This is a genomic window from Blastococcus sp. MG754426 (assembly GCF_021699055.1).
Taxonomy (GTDB): domain Bacteria; phylum Actinomycetota; class Actinomycetes; order Mycobacteriales; family Geodermatophilaceae; genus Blastococcus.
In genome coordinates this window covers 1-14,186 of record NZ_SSXC01000029.1, presented here as the reverse complement: position 1 = coordinate 14,186, position 14,186 = coordinate 1, and the positions used below count along the sequence as shown (strand labels likewise).

General features: G+C 76.6%; 13 protein-coding genes. 6 read left to right on the top strand and 7 right to left on the bottom strand.

What is annotated here, in order from left to right; translation table 11 throughout:
* Positions 1–108: 108 nt before the first annotated feature.
* A complete protein-coding gene (locus E9549_RS11455) occupies positions 109–1,086 on the top strand; it encodes a carbohydrate kinase family protein (protein WP_236826666.1) in 978 nt (325 codons plus the stop codon).
* 12 nt (positions 1,087–1,098) lie between these two features.
* On the opposite strand, the gene E9549_RS11450 is transcribed toward E9549_RS11455, so the two are convergent.
* The 6 genes from E9549_RS11450 to E9549_RS11425 are packed head-to-tail and all read right to left on the bottom strand — an operon-like array spanning position 1,099 to position 6,514.
* Positions 1,099–1,773: a flavin reductase family protein gene (locus E9549_RS11450; RefSeq protein ID WP_236826665.1), complete on the bottom strand. Its 675-nt coding sequence runs from the start codon at positions 1,771–1,773 to the stop codon at positions 1,099–1,101.
* The gene (locus E9549_RS11445; protein ID WP_236826664.1) at positions 1,770–2,909 is read right to left on the bottom strand and encodes a glycosyltransferase family 2 protein; all 1,140 of its coding nucleotides are present in this window, start codon (positions 2,907–2,909) and stop codon (positions 1,770–1,772) included. Before E9549_RS11445 ends, E9549_RS11450 begins: the two co-directional genes overlap by 4 nt.
* On the bottom strand, positions 2,906–3,715 hold the full coding sequence (locus E9549_RS11440) for a carotenoid biosynthesis protein (RefSeq protein WP_236826663.1): 810 nt from the start codon (positions 3,713–3,715) through the stop codon (positions 2,906–2,908). The genes E9549_RS11445 and E9549_RS11440 overlap by 4 nt, the downstream gene beginning before the upstream one ends.
* Positions 3,712–5,361, bottom strand: a complete 1,650-nt coding sequence (locus E9549_RS11435; protein WP_236826662.1) for an NAD(P)/FAD-dependent oxidoreductase — start codon at positions 5,359–5,361, stop codon at positions 3,712–3,714. The genes E9549_RS11440 and E9549_RS11435 overlap by 4 nt, the downstream gene beginning before the upstream one ends.
* Positions 5,358–5,951 (bottom strand): N-acetyltransferase, encoded by a 594-nt coding sequence (locus tag E9549_RS11430; protein WP_236826661.1) that lies wholly within the window; start codon positions 5,949–5,951, stop codon positions 5,358–5,360. The genes E9549_RS11435 and E9549_RS11430 overlap by 4 nt, the downstream gene beginning before the upstream one ends.
* Positions 5,948–6,514, bottom strand: coding sequence for a YbaK/EbsC family protein (locus tag E9549_RS11425; protein ID WP_236826660.1), 567 nt, complete (start codon positions 6,512–6,514; stop codon positions 5,948–5,950). Before E9549_RS11425 ends, E9549_RS11430 begins: the two co-directional genes overlap by 4 nt.
* A 252-nt stretch (positions 6,515–6,766) precedes the next feature.
* Here E9549_RS11425 and E9549_RS11420 point away from each other — a divergent pair, with 252 nt between their 5' ends.
* From E9549_RS11420 to E9549_RS11405, 4 genes are all read left to right on the top strand, one after another.
* Positions 6,767–8,284: an HNH endonuclease signature motif containing protein gene (locus tag E9549_RS11420; RefSeq protein ID WP_236826659.1), complete on the top strand. Its 1,518-nt coding sequence runs from the start codon at positions 6,767–6,769 to the stop codon at positions 8,282–8,284.
* Between the two features lie 285 nt (positions 8,285–8,569).
* On the top strand, positions 8,570–8,896 hold the full coding sequence (locus tag E9549_RS11415; protein WP_236826658.1) for a DUF6504 family protein: 327 nt from the start codon (positions 8,570–8,572) through the stop codon (positions 8,894–8,896).
* Positions 8,896–9,393: an SAV_6107 family HEPN domain-containing protein gene (locus tag E9549_RS11410; protein ID WP_236826657.1), complete on the top strand. Its 498-nt coding sequence runs from the start codon at positions 8,896–8,898 to the stop codon at positions 9,391–9,393. Before E9549_RS11415 ends, E9549_RS11410 begins: the two co-directional genes overlap by 1 nt.
* The gene (locus E9549_RS11405; protein WP_236826656.1) at positions 9,390–13,166 is read left to right on the top strand and encodes a DNA polymerase III subunit alpha; all 3,777 of its coding nucleotides are present in this window, start codon (positions 9,390–9,392) and stop codon (positions 13,164–13,166) included. Before E9549_RS11410 ends, E9549_RS11405 begins: the two co-directional genes overlap by 4 nt.
* Before the next feature lie 84 nt (positions 13,167–13,250).
* Here E9549_RS11405 and E9549_RS11400 read toward each other — a convergent pair whose 3' ends face one another.
* Positions 13,251–13,439, bottom strand: a complete 189-nt coding sequence (locus tag E9549_RS11400; protein ID WP_236826655.1) for a hypothetical protein — start codon at positions 13,437–13,439, stop codon at positions 13,251–13,253.
* 166 nt (positions 13,440–13,605) lie between these two features.
* Between E9549_RS11400 and E9549_RS11395 the strand changes: the two genes are divergently transcribed.
* Positions 13,606–14,091 carry a VOC family protein gene (locus E9549_RS11395; RefSeq protein ID WP_236826654.1) on the top strand — a complete coding sequence of 162 codons (486 nt, stop codon included), beginning with the start codon at positions 13,606–13,608 and terminating at the stop codon, positions 14,089–14,091.
* Positions 14,092–14,186 lie beyond the last annotated feature (95 nt).

Genomic DNA, 14,186 nt, shown 5'->3' with positions numbered 1-14,186 from the left:
CTGCACCTAGGGTGTGCGGTGCCCGATCCCCACCGTTCGTCTCCCGTTCCCGCCCGGTTCCCCGCGGCGCGGCGGCCCGAGGCAGCCCGACCCGGAGGAGCGCCTCCCGTGCCCGTCGTCGTCACCGGCTCCATCGCCACCGACCACCTGATGACCTTCCCCGGCCGCTTCACCGAGCAGTTCGTCGAGGGGCAGATGGAGAACGTGTCCCTCTCCTTCCTCGTCGACGACCTCGTCCAGCACCGCGGGGGCGCGGGCGCGAACATGGCCTACGGGCTGGGCCTGCTCGGCCTGGCCCCGGTGCTGGTGGGGGCGGTCGGCAGCGACTTCGCCGACTACGAGGCCTGGCTGTCGCGGCACGGCGTCGACACCGGCAGCGTGCACTGGTCGGAGCTGAAGCACACCGCCCGCTTCGTCTGCACCACGGACGAGGCGAACAACCAGATCGCGTCGTTCTACTCGGGGGCGATGGCCGAGGCCGCGCAGATCGAGCTGGCGCCGGTGGTCCACCGGGTGGGCGCCCCCGACCTGGTCGTCGTCGGCCCCAACGACCCGACCGCCATGGTGCGGCACACGCAGGAGTGCCGGCAGCGGGGCTACGCGTTCGCCGCCGACCCCAGCCAGCAGCTGGCCTGGGCCGACGGCGAGATGATCCGCGAGCTGGTGCACGGCGCGGAGGTGCTCTTCACCAACGAGTACGAGTCGGCGCTGCTGCTGCAGAAGACCGGCTGGACGGCCGACGAGGTGCTGGCCCGGGTGGGCACCTGGGTGACGACCCGCGCCGCGGACGGCGTCCTGGTGCGGCGGGAGGGGGAGGCGCCGCTGTCGGTGATCGCGGTGCCCGAGACCAAGCCGGTGGAGCCGACCGGTGGCGGTGACGCGCTGCGCGCCGGGTTCATCGCCGGGCGGACCTGGGGTCTGGGGCTGGAGCGGGCGACGCAGCTGGGCTCCGCCGTCGCCACCGCCGCGGTCGAGGTGATCGGCACCCAGGAGTACGACCTCCCGCGGCAGAGCTTCCTGCAGCGGTTCGCCGAGGCGTTCGGCGCCGAGGCCGCCGACGAGGTGGCCGCGCACCTGCCGGGCTGACCGCCGCCGGGATCAGCTCCCCTGGTCCTCGCGGCGCCGCACCGCCTCGCCGATCGACGGGTCCTCGGTCCAGCGGCGGTGCGGGATGCGGGCGATCTCGCGCACCTCGCCGATCGTCGCCCACTCGTTGCCGCCCAGCCGCGCGAGCGGCTTCAGGTGCTCGATCCGCGGACGCCCGTCCCGCACGGCGTCGGCCCACACGCTGATGTGCTGGACCCGGCCGAGGACGACGGTGCTGTCGCCGAGGCGCAGGGTGGCGTGCAGGACGCACTCGATGGAGACCGGCGACTCCGCCACGCGCATGGCCTGCACCGTGTCCGCCGGCTCCAGCCGCACCCCGGCCTGCTCGGCCTCGCTGGTGTGCGGGGGGAAGTCGGTCGCGGTGGCGTTGACCTGCTCGAAGAGCGCCTCCGGGGTGAGGTTCACGGTGAACTCGCCGGTGGCCTCCACGTTGCGCAGCGAGTCCTTCCGCCCCACGGACGTGAACTGGACGACCGGCGGGTCGACGCAGGCCACGGTGTAGAAGGAGTGCGGCGCCAGGTTGTGCACGCCGTCGGCGGAGCGGCTGCACACCCACGCGATCGGCCGGGGGACGACGACGCTGTTGAGCACCCGGTAGAAGGCGCCGGTGTCCATCGCGGCGGGGTCGAACGAGGTGCGCGTGCGCTGCTGCTCGGTGGAGGTCACGGGCCCATCGTCTCCGACGCGGGCGGCCGGGTCGCGTCGACCGGGCGGCCACGCCACCGCAGCGTGCCGCGCCGCCGCCCCCGCACCGACCGGAGCATCAGGGCGTCCAGGGCGAGCACCGACAGCGGGTGGGCCAGCGCGTCGGGCCAGGCCCGGCCGCCGCTGGCCCGCGCGCTGGCCACCCGGCCGGCCACCCCGGCCAGGTAGCCCACCAGCCCGGCGCGCGACCCGCGGACGGCGGCCAGCGGCGGGACGACGTAGACGGCGGTGAGCGCGGCCGCGGCGGCGAGCCCGCCTGCCGGCGTGCCGCCCACCGAGGCCCAGAGCGACTTCGCGTAGCCGTCGCGGACGGCGGCCCAGCCCTCGTACATCCGGCAGGCGGCCAGGCGGGAGCCGTCGATCGGCACGCCCCGGCCACCGGCGCGCTTGACCGCCCGCAGGAGGGCGATGTCCTCGAGCACCTCGCCGCGCACCGCCGCGTGGCCGCCGGCGCGGGCGTAGGCGCCGCGGCGCACCACGAGGAACTGGCCGTTCGCGGCGGCCAGCGAGGGGCGGGAGGAGCGCTCGGCCAGCCGCAGCGGCAGCGTCGTCGTCCACAGCCACGGGGCCAGCGGCTGCACCAGGCGCTCGGCGGCGCCCACGGCGAGCGGCCGGGGCCACGGCGAGACGAGGTCCAGCCGGTGCTCGTCGAGCACCGCGACGGCGGCCGCGATGGCATCGGGGAAGAGGCGGACGTCGGCGTCGACGAACACCAGCACCTCGGCTGCGGCCTCGGCCGCGGCCGCCCCCACCGCGCACGCGTGCGGCTTGCCCAGCCACCCGGGCGGTGGCGGTGGCGCGGTGACCAGCTGCACACGCGGGTCGGTCACGGCCCGCACGACGCCGGCGGTGCCGTCGGTGGAGCCGTCGTCGACGACGACGACCCGCAGCCGTGCCAGCCCGCGCTGGTCGAGCAGCGCCTCCAGGCAGCCGGCGACCTGGTCGGCCTCGTCGCGCACCGGCAGCACCACGGTGACCGCGCGGGTCACCGGCGGCGGGTCGGCCGGTGGGCGGCGCAGCAGCGCGGCGTTCACCCCGGCGTGGGCGGCACCGGCGACGGCGACGCCCGCCAGCGCGCGGAGCAGGTGGCCGCTCACCGTCGTCCCGCGCGCCGGTGCTGCACCGCCAGGACGGCCAGCACCGCCGTCCCCAGCCCCGCGCCCCAGGCCGCCGACCCGGGCAGGCCCAGCCAGCCGGCGTGCGCCAGCGCGCCGCCGAGCGTCATCCAGGCCAGCGCGAGCAGCGGCGCGCCCGGGCCCGTGCGCGGTGGCCGGGCGGTGCGCTCCACCAGCACGTCCAGCAGGGTCATGAGCACCAGCCCGGCCAGCAGCCAGCCGGCCAGGTTGGTCAGCGGCACGGTGTCGATCCCCGGCAGGCCGGGGGAGGGGTGGGCCCACGTCCAGTAGCCGGCCTGCACCAGCTGGGGGTCGAGGACGACGTCCCACGCCGCGAAGACCGCCGCGGCCCAGGCGATCCGCGCCGGCCTGCGGCGGTCCGCGCGCACCGGCCGGGCCAGCACCTCGCCGAGCAGCCAGCTGGGCCAGGCCATCATCAGCCACGCCAGCGGCACCAGGAACGGCACGCCGAGCAGCGTGGGGCCGAGGACGTCGCTGTAGGAGTAGGTGCCGTAGGGGAACCCGGTGGCCACGCCCACCGACTCGAAGGCGATCGAGACCAGCGCGACGAGCACGAGCACGCCCACGCCGGTGCGGGCACCGCGGCCGAGGCCCGCGTGCGCGACCGACAGCGCCGACCCCAGCAGCACGATGCCCCAGGAGACGGCGTCCCGGGACGCGCCCGAGGCCAGCGGGTAGGCGATCGCCGTGGCGATCAGCGCGGCGGTGAGGGCCCAGGGGACCACGCGGACGGCGGTGGGCGCGGGGGCCGGTGCAGTGGCCGTCACGCCCGGCCCGCCCCGCCGCGCACCCGGCGCAGCGCGCGACCGGCCACCGCCCGGGCGCGGGGCAGCGCGCCGCGGTCGGCCAGCAGGGTGCGCGCCGCCGTCCGCCCGGAGTTGCCCGAGACGCCACCGCCGGGGTGGGTGGAGGCGCCGGCCAGATAGAGGCCGGTCAGCCCGGGCACGCGGTGACCCGACAGCCCCGGCGCGGGGCGGAGGGCGAACATGCTGGCCAACCCCATCTCCACGTGCATGACGTTGCCACGGGGCAGGGACAGCTCCCGCTCGAGCGCCAGCGGGGTCTGCACGTAGGTCTTCCGCACGGAGGCGGCGAACCCGGGGGCGTAGCGGTCGACGGCGGCCACCAGGCGGCGGGCCTCGGCGTCGGCCAGGGCGTCCCAGTCGGCGCCGTCGGCCAGCGCGTAGGGGTACCACTGGCCCCAGATGGTGACCACGTGCTGTCCCGGCGGGGCCAGCGTGGCGTCGCTCGCGGAGAACGACATCGCCAGCGGGACCGGCTCGCGCGGCACCCGGCCGGCACCCCAGTCGCCGTGCGCGGCGGCCAGCTGCGCGCGGTCGGTGCACAGCAGCTGCAGACCCTGCAGCGCCTCCGGCCCGGCGCCGGGGTAGGACGGCGGGGCGTCGGTCAGCGCCCGCACGACCAGCCCGAAGCCGTTGCCGACGGGTGGCGCGGCGTCGGCGAGGACGGGCGGCGCGGCCTCCCCGGCCAGCTCGCGGGTGACGCCGATGTGGCAGGCGGCCACCACCGAGTTCGCCCGCACGACCCGGCCGGACCGGGTCTCGACACCGGTCACCCGGCCGTCCTCCACCAGCAGCCGCGCGGCGCCGTCGCCGAGCACCACCCGCCCGCCGTCGGCCTCCAGCCGCCGGCGCAGCGCCTCCGTCAGACCGCCGGAGCCGCCGACCGGGTGGCCCGGGGGGACGTCGTGCAGCAGCGCCACCCAGCCGACCATCGCGGCGGTGCCGGGCTCGGACATCGGCGGGCCGGACTGCGCGCCGAACCAGGCCAGGGCGGCCTTGAGCCGCTCGCTGGTGAACCACTTGTCCAGCAGCGCGTCGCCGGAGCCCAGGAAGTCCGCGGCCAGCTCGCCGCCGGGGGTGCGCGGTCGCCCGTCGGCCGGCGCGCCCAGCGGCCAGAAGGAGCGCAGCAGCCCGCCGGCCGTCGGCGCCCGGCCGAACGACGCGACGACGGCGCGGCTGCGGGGCGCCCACACCTCGACGAACCGGCGGTAGGCGGCGGCGTCCTCCGGACCGCAGGCGGCCTCGATCGAGGCGCAGGTGGCGTCCAGGTCGACGGAGAGGACCAGCGGCCGGCCGTCCGGGCCCGGGGCACCGGGGGAGGGCGCGGGCGCGAAGCCCCACGGGTCGCAGTCGATGTAGCGGAGGCCGTGCCCGGCCAGCGCGAGCTCCTCGACGATGCCGCTGTGCCGGACGATCACGTGCGCGCTCGACCCGCGGTCCACCCGCACGCCGGGCCAGCGCTCCACGGTGGAGACCGCCCCGCCGAGGACCTCGTCGGACTCGAGGACCTCCACGGAGAGGCCTTCGCGCGCCAGGTAGCAGGCGGCCACGAGGCCGTTGTGGCCGGAGCCGACGACGACGACGTCCACGGCACCGGGGGAGGCGGTCACGCCCGGGAGTTCGTCGCGGAGGGGCCGGGTGGATGCAGCGGGAGCCGCGCGCCGAGGATCGCGAAGGGCCGCGAGTCGCCCGGGAAGTGGTAGCCGCGGGCCAGGTCGACGAAGCCGTCGGCGCGGTACAGCCGGAAGGCCTTGGTGTCGGCGTCCGGCGTGGACAGCAGCGCGACCGGGTGCGGCAGGCCCTCGACCAGGGCGTGCAGCAGCTGCCGGCCCAGCCCCTGGCTCTGGGCGTCGGGGTGCACGTGCAGCTCGCAGACCTCGAAGGCGCCGGGCAGCCACTTCTTCGCCGTCCGCCGGTCCAGCGCGGCCCGCACCTGGTCGTGCCACCACTGGCCGGGGGCGATGAGGTAGCCGTAGCCGAACCCGACCAGCCGCTCGCCCTCGGCGGTGCGGGCGAAGGCGCCGACCGCGCGGAACCCGGGGCGCTCGGTGTGCTGGATGGCGTAGCCGTACCGGCCGGCGACGATGCCGGAGTCGTAGCCCATCGCCAGCCCGTAGATGGCCAGCACCTCGTGCATGTGCTCGCGCATCCAGGGGGCGGGCAGCTCGAGGATCCGGGTGGCGGGGCGGGTGCCCGTCACGGGGCGACCGCCCCGGCGGGATCCGGCGGCGGCGCGCCGGGCAGCGGGTCCCCGCCGACCGTGGTGCCGGTGCCGTCCAGGAGGCCGCCGCCCACCTCGGCCGCGGTGCCGGCGGTGATGCGGAGCAGCTCGTCGTAGCTGGTGGGGAAGACCGCCGCCGGGTGCCCGGCCGCGGCCCACAGCCGGTCGTAGCGGGCGAGCTCCACGTCGACCAGGGTGCCCAGCGGGGCGGGGTGGCCGACCGGGGCCACCCCGCCGATGGGCTGGCCGGTCTGCTCGCGGACGACCTCCGGCGGCGCGGGGACCAGGGAACCGACGCCCAGCAGCGCCGCGACCTGGAGGACGTCGACGCGGTGCGCGCCGCTGGTGAGGACGAGCAGCGGTGCGCCGTCGGCGAGGAAGACCAGGCTGTTGACGATCGCGCCGACCGGGACGCCCAGCGCCTTCGCGGCAGCGGCCGCGGTGCGGACCTCGGCGGGGAGGGTGCGCACCTCACCCTCGGCGCCGGCCGCGGCGAGGGCCCGGGCTACGGCGGCCACCCGGGGGTGCGTGGGCGGGCTCATGGGTCGATCCTGCCACCGCCCGCAGGCGCGCGCGCCCGGCGTGTCCCGGGCGGTGCAGTCCGGCAGATCGCTGCGGCCTGCCGGAGGCCGTCCGCCGACCCGGCCGGTGCACTGACGAGGCGGCGAGCCGGGAGCCGCGGAGGAGATGCCGCTCCTGAACGGTGAGGTGCTGGCGTGAACCATGCCTTCTCGACCGCGCCTCCCGGCCTCTGACCGCTCAGAAATGTCGTAGCCCCGGCCTAGCGTGCAGCCATGGAGGACGACGGCTCGTGCCTGCCCGGCGACGGCGTGCCGATGCCGCTGCTCCCCGGCGAGGTCGTGCCACCGGACGGGGGCGAGTTCGAGCTGGTGTGCGACATCTGGTCGGCCGACGCGCACATGGCCCGGGAGTACGCCCGGCAGGCGGCCGCCATCGCGGAGCTGGCGCGCCGCCGGTCGGTGGAGCGGGACGCCGACTACCGCCCCCGCGGCAGGCCGGGGCCGGATTCCCGGGCGGCGCGCCCGGCCGCGCTCGCCGACGTCTCCGACGACTTCGTCTCCGAGCTGGCGGTGATCCGCCACTGCTCGGAGGCCGAGGCCGGCCGCCTGGCCGCCGAGTCGATCCTGCTCACCACGAAGCTCGCCGCCACGTGGGCGGAGATGTTCGCCGGGCGGCTGAGCATCCGCAAGGTGCGGATCCTGCTCGACCTGCTGGGCGACGCCTCCGACGCCGTCGCCGCCGCGGTGCAGGCGCGGGTGCTGCCGGGCGCCGCGGACTGCCCGCCGTCCCGGCTGGGCGACCGCGTCCGCTACCACCTCTACCGGGTCGACGGCGAGGCGAAGGAGCGCCGCCGCAGGGAGGCCGAGCGGAAGGCCGACGTGCACGTGCAGCGCACCGCCGACGACCTGGGCCGGCTGGTCGTCGAGGGCCCGCTGCCGGCGGTGCACGCGGCCCGTGACGCGGTCGACCAGTACGCGCGGTGGATGCGGGCCGACGGCGACGACCGGCCGATGGGCGTGCTGCGCTCGGCGGCGACGCTGGACCTGATCCTGCGGCCGTGGGACACCAGCCGTCCGCCGGTGACCGCGCAGCTGCACGTCCACGCCGCGCTGCCCTCGCTGCGGCCCGACGCCCCGCCCGGGGCGGCTCCGGCGGAGCTGGACGGGCAGCTGATCTCCGCCGCCCAGTGCCGGGAACTGCTGGACTCCTTCGACGTGCTCGACCTGTCCCCGGTACCGGGCGGGTCGGTCCACGTCGCGATCGACGACCCGACCATCGGTGAGACCGTCGCGGTGGCCACCCCGGCCGAGCTCCGCCGCGCCGCCGGCCGGGGGCGCCGGGTGCGTCGCGGGAAGAGCTCGCCCCGCAACCACCCACCCGGCAACCACCCGCCCGGGCAACCCGACGGGCCCGGCCTCCGGCCGCCACCCCCGACGCCCGGGTACCGGCCCACCGCGGCCCAGGAACGGCTGGTCGGCGTGCGCGACCGGCACTGCCGCATGCCGGGCTGCCGCCGCCGCGCCGGCCGCTGCGACATCGACCACGGGCAGGCCTTCGCCGACGGCGGCCCGACCGACTGCTGGAACCTCTGCTGCCTGTGCCGGCGGCACCACCGGATCAAGACCTTCGCCCGCGGCTGGTCGTTCACCCTGCACCCCGACGGCCGGCTCGTGGTCCGCACCCCGTCGGGCGTCTCCCGCACCACCCGCCCGCCCGGTTGGTACCACGACCCCGAGCCGGAACCGCCGTGGCTCGACGAGCAGGCACCCCCCGACCCGCTCTGGAGCTGAGGGCGGCCGGGGCGCTCCGGGTGGTTCGGCGGGGCGGGCCGCAGGTGAGGGCCGGGCCGGCGTGCGTCCGACGGCCTCGGGATCCGCGCGCACGGGCCCGTCGCGCGGCCTGGGTCCGGGTGGGCGGACACGCCGCGGCCCGGCTTGACGAGGGGGGAGCGTTCCGGTCTACTGGACACCAGTTCGAACGCATGTTCGAACGAAGCGGATCGGCCCGCCTCTCCCGGCTTCTTCCCCGCCGGCGGGGTGGTGGGCGTGCGGCGGGCGAGGCGTGGGGAGGCTGTCATGGGTCGGGTGCTCGGTGAGGTCGTCGTCGGTCGGGCCGGCGAGGAGGTGCAGGTCGAACGCGGCCCGCTGGGCCCGCTGCAGTTCTGGCGCGGGCAGTCCCGGTACGTCGTGGGTGAGCTGCTCGACTCCTGGGTGGAGACGGCGCCCTGGTGGCTCCGGGACGCCGAGGCGGGCGGCGCATCGGACGACCTGGTCGCGCCCCGCGAGGTCTGGCGGGTGGAGGCGGTGCGGGCCGGGCGGTCGCGCATGAGCTTCGCCGGCGTCTACGACCTGACGTGGGACGCCTCCGGCAACCGCTGGTGGCTCGTCCGGGTGCACGACTGATGGGCGCCGCACGCGCCGTGCCGGCCGGCCAGCTGCCGCTGCCCCCCGCGCTGCCCGCCGCGGCCGCCGGGCTGCTCCGCCAGGCCCACCGCGGCCTGGCGGAGGCGGTCTCGGCCACCGACCCGCGGGAGCGGTACGCCACCGCGCACCTGGCCGCTCTCCGTGCCGCCGCGGCGGTGCTCGCCGCGCGCACCCGGCCCGAGGGTGGCCGCCGGCGCCCGCGCAGCGCCTGGGTGCTGCTCGGGGATGTCGCCCCGGAGCTGGGGGAGTGGGCCACCTTCTTCGCCGCCGGCGCGGCCAAGCGCGCCGCGGCGGAGGCGGGGCTGTCCCGCGCGGTCACCGAGCGGGAGGCCGACGACCTGGTCCGCGACGTGCGGAGCTTCCTCACCGTGGTCGAGGCGGGGCTGGGCGCGGACCCGCTGCCCGAGCCGCCCCGCTACCCGCGGCCGCACGTGGTCGGCGGTGCCGCCTCCCGGTCCACCGGTCCCCGGAGGTGAGCGATCCCTTCGTCCACCTGCACGTCGCGTCCGGTTACTCCATGCGGTACGGGGCCAACCACCCCGCCGACCTGGTGGCGCGGGCGGCCGAGCACGGCATGCCGGCCCTGGCCCTGACCGACCGGGACGGGCTGTACGGCGCGGTGAAGTTCGCGCTGGCCTGCCGGTCGGCCGGGGTGCGGCCGATCTTCGGTGTCGACCTCGCGGTGGCGCCGGCGCTGGGCACCAGCGTGCCGCCGGCGCTCGCGCACGTGCTGGGGGATGACCCGGCCACGGCCCGGACCCCGCGGTCGCGGGCCGCCACGCCGCCGCGCCGGTCGCCGGCCCGCGGTGGGGTGAGCGTCGACCCGCGGCTGCCCCGGGTCACCTTCCTCGCGCGCGACGGCGCCGGCTGGCGCTCGCTGTGCCGGCTCACCAGCGCCACCCACCTGCGCGGCACCCGCGGCGAACCGGTGAGCTCGCTGGCGATCGCCGCCGAGCACGCCACCGGGCTGGTGCCCCTGCTCGGCCCCGGCTCACCGGTGGGCCGGGCCCTCCTCGCCGGCCGGGCCGACCTGGCCGTCCAGCAGCTGGACGCCTGGCGCGCGGTCTTCGGCCCGGGGCTGGCGCTCGAGGTGGTGCACCACCGGGGCCGGGGCGACCGGCAGCGTGCGCAGGCGCTGCTCCGGTTCGCCGCCGAGCAGCAGGTGCCGGTGGTCCTGAGCAACGCGGTCCGGTACGTCGACGCCCTCGACGCCCCGACCGCCGACGTGCTCGACGCCGCCCGGCGGCTGGTCCCGCTGGGTGCCCGGCACGTCGACCGCACCACGGCCGAGGGCTACCTGAAGTCGGGCAAGGAGATGGCCGAGGTCGCCGAGGACCTGGCCGGCCCCGACCGGGACGCCGCCCTGCGGCTGCTCGAGCGCACCGCCCGGCTGGCCGAGCAGTGCGCCGTCGACCCCACCGGCGACCTGGGCATCGGCAGCGTCCGGTACCCCGAGCTGGACGTCGTCACCAGCCCGGCCGAGCGGGGGATGGGCCCGGCGCAGGTGCTGCGCGCCCGGTGCGAGGCCGGGCTGGGGCGGCGCGGCATGGCGCCCACCGCCCGGGTCCGCCGGCGGCTGGAGGAGGAGCTGGCGGTCATCGACTCGCTCGGCTACCCCTCCTACTTCCTCACGGTCGCGGACGTGGTCGACCTCATCAAGAGCTCGAGGGTCCGGGCGGCGGCGCGCGGATCGGGCGCCGGCAGCCTGGTCACCTACCTGCTGGGCATCTCCGACGTCGACCCGCTGCGCTACGGCCTGCTGATGGAGCGGTTCCTCTCGCCGCTGCGCCACCAGCTGCCCGACATCGACATCGACGTGGAGTCCGCCCGCCGGATGGAGGTCTACGACGCGGTCATCGACCGCTTCGGCGCCGACCGGGTCAGCTGCATCTCGATGATGGACACCTACCGGGTGCGCCACGCCATCCGCGACGTCGGGGCGGCGCTCGGCCTGCCGCCGGCGGAGATCGACGCCGTCGCCAAGGCGTTCCCGCACATCCGGGCCAACCAGGTGCACGCCGCGCTGCGCGACCTCCCCGAGCTGCGGGCCAGCCGGTACGGCTCGCGCCGCGCCGGTGGCACCGGCGACCTCGACCTGCTGTTCGACCTGGTCTCCCGGCTGGACGGCCTGCCCCGGCACATCGCCCTGCACCCGTGCGGGGTGCTGCTCTCCGACGCCACCCTGCTGGACCGCACGCCGGTGGAGAGCAGCTACCTCGGCTACCCGATGAGCCAGTTCGACAAGGACGACGTCGAGGAGCTGGGGCTGCTCAAGCTGGACCTCCTGGGCATCCGGATGCAGTCGGCGATCGCGCACGCGCTCGACGAGATCGAGCGGGTCGACGACGAGGCGGTGGACATCGACGCGATCCCGCGGGACGACCCGACGACGTTCGAGCTGATCCGCAGCACCCGGACGCTCGGCATGTTCCAGATCGAGTCGCCGGGTCAGCGGGAGCTGGTCGGCAAGTTCGGGCCGCGGACGTTCGAGGACATCATCATCGACATCTCGCTGTTCCGGCCCGGGCCGGTGAAGAGCGACATGGTCACCCCGTTCCTCATGGCCAGGAACGGCTGGCGCGACCCCGAGTACCCGCACACCGACCTGGAGTTCGCCCTCGCCGAGACCGCCGGGGTGGTGGTCTTCCACGAGCAGGTGCTGCAGGTGGTGGCGCGGATGGCCGGCTGCACGCTGGCCGAGGCCGACGAGGTCCGCCGGGCGCTGGGGGAGAAGGACGCCCACCCGGAGGTGCGGGCGTGGTTCGTGCCGCGGGCGCTGGACGCCGGCTACCCGGTGGAGGTCGCCGAGCGGGTGTGGGAGGTGCTCGCGGCCTTCGGCTCGTTCGGCTTCTGCAAGGCGCACGCGGCGGCGTTCGCGCTGCCCACCTACCAGTCGGCGTGGCTGAAGACCCACCACCCGGCGGCCTTCCTGGCCGGGGTGCTCACCCACGACCCCGGCATGTACCCGAAGCGGCTGATCCTCGACGACGCCCGCAACTTCGGCATCCGGGTGCTCGGGCTCGACGTCAACGCCTCGACCGGCAGCTACCGGGTCGAGCGGCTCGGCGGCGGGTCCGGCGGCGACCCTGAAGCTGAGATGGAGGTCGAGGGTTCGGCCTGGCGCCGCCCGGAGTGGATGCCCGCCGCGATGCCCGACCCCACGCGGTACGGCATCCGGCTGTCGCTGGCCGACGTGAAGGGGATCTCCGACGACGAGGTGGCGCGGGTGGTCGCCGGGCAGCCCTACCGGTCGCTGACGGACTTCTGGGGGCGGGCGTCGGTGTCCCGCCCGGTGGTCGAGCGGCTGGTGCTGGCCGGCGGGTTCGACTCGCTCTACGGGTTCGGGATGCGCGACCGGGAGGCCGGCCGGCCCACCCGCCGGCGCCACCAGGTGACCCGGCGCGACCTGCTGCTGCAGATCAGCGAGCTCGACCGGTGGAGCCGCAGCGGCGCCCGGGCGACCTCCGACGGGCAGCTGAGCCTGGACCTCATGGGGCTGGAGCTGCCCGACGAGTCCACCGGTGAGCCCGGTGGGGAGGCGGCCGGCCCGGAGTGGGCCGAGGGCAGCGGGCTGCCCGAGTTCACCGACGCCGAGCTGGTGCGGGCGGAGCTGGAGGTGCTCGGGCTGGACGCCAGCCGGCACGTCGTCGACTTCTACCGGCCGTTCCTGTCCGCCCTCGGCGCGGTGCCGGCCGGGGAGCTCCTCGGCTGCCGCAGCGGCAGCGAGGTGCTGGTCGCCGGGGTCAAGGTGGCCACCCAGACGCCGCCGATCCGGTCCGGGCGCCGGGTGGTGTTCGTGACCCTCGACGACGGCACCGGCTGCACCGACTCGACCTTCTTCGAGGACGCGCAGGGCCCCTACGCGGCGACGGTCTTCCACTCGTGGCTGCTGGTCATCCGCGGGGTGCTGCGGCGGACCGGACCGCGCGGGGTGTCGCTGCGGGCCACCGGGGCGTGGGAGCTGCCGGCGCTGCACGAGGCGTGGGAGGCCGACGGGCTGGGCGGCGTCCGCGACCTGATGGCGGCGCCGGGGGGGTACACCGAGCAGGCGATCGCCGGGGCCGCCGCCTCGCACGGTTCCCGGCCGGTGGTCGTGCGGCCGGTCCTGGTCCACCCGACCGGCTTCCGGATGTCGCCCTACGCCGACATCAAGCCCGCCGGCGACGAGACCAAGGTCGCGGCCCGCCGCGCCGCCGCGGGGCCGCCGCGGAAGCTCTGGCACTCCAGCCCCGGCAGCTCGGGCCACTAGCAGGGCGACGCCGCCGCGCCCGGGCCCGGGAGGTGCCTCCCCGGCCCGGGCGCGCCGGTGGTCGGCCCGGAGAGGGCGCGTGGATCAGTCCTCGACCTCCTGCTCGGTGTCCTCGACCTCCTGCTCGGCGTCCTCCACGCCCTCCTCGACGTTCTGCTCCACCCCGTCGTCCACCACGTCCTCCCCGCATGCGGCGGTCGTCAGCGACGCGGCGGCGATGGCGAACGCGGCCACGGTCCGGCGGACCAGGCGGGGGCGGGTCGAGCGGGCCATGAGTTCTCCTCGTGGTCGGGAACGCGGTCCTGCTCCCAGTGCCCGCCACCGGCGACCGGTCAAACGGCGGGGGCGCCCGGCGCCGCGGACCGATGAGTCCGGCCGCCGGCAGGCGTCCACACCTCGACACCGGCGCCCGGCCGGTGCGCGCAGGGAGGACCCGACCATGCCCCAGCAGATCCCGTGCCTGTGGTTCGACGGCCAGGCCGAGGAGGCGGCGATGCTGTACACCTCGGTCTTCCCGAACTCCCGCATCGACGAGGTCACCCGCTACGGCCCCGGCATGCCACCGCCCATGGAGGAGGGCGACGTGCTGACGGTCGACTTCACCCTCGACGGCCAGCGGTACACCGCGCTCAACGGCGGCCCGCAGTTCCCGTTCACCGAGGCGGTCTCCTTCCAGATCATGTGCGCCGACCAGGAGGAGGCCGACCACTACTGGGACCGGCTCACCGACGGCGGCGAGGAGAGCATGTGCGGCTGGCTGAAGGACCGCTTCGGCGTCTCCTGGCAGGTGGTCCCGGTCGAGCTGATGGCCCTGCTCCGCGACCCCGATCCGGCGCGCGCCCAGCGGGCGACCCAGGCGATGCTGCAGATGCGCCGCATCGACCTCGCCGGGATCCGGCGGGCCGCCGACACGGTCGACGCCTAGGGCGTGTCTCCTAAGTTGAGCGTGGTGGGGCTGATTTGCTGCGGATATGTCTCGCGATCGAGTGCTGACCGACGCTCAGTGGGAGCGGATTGAGG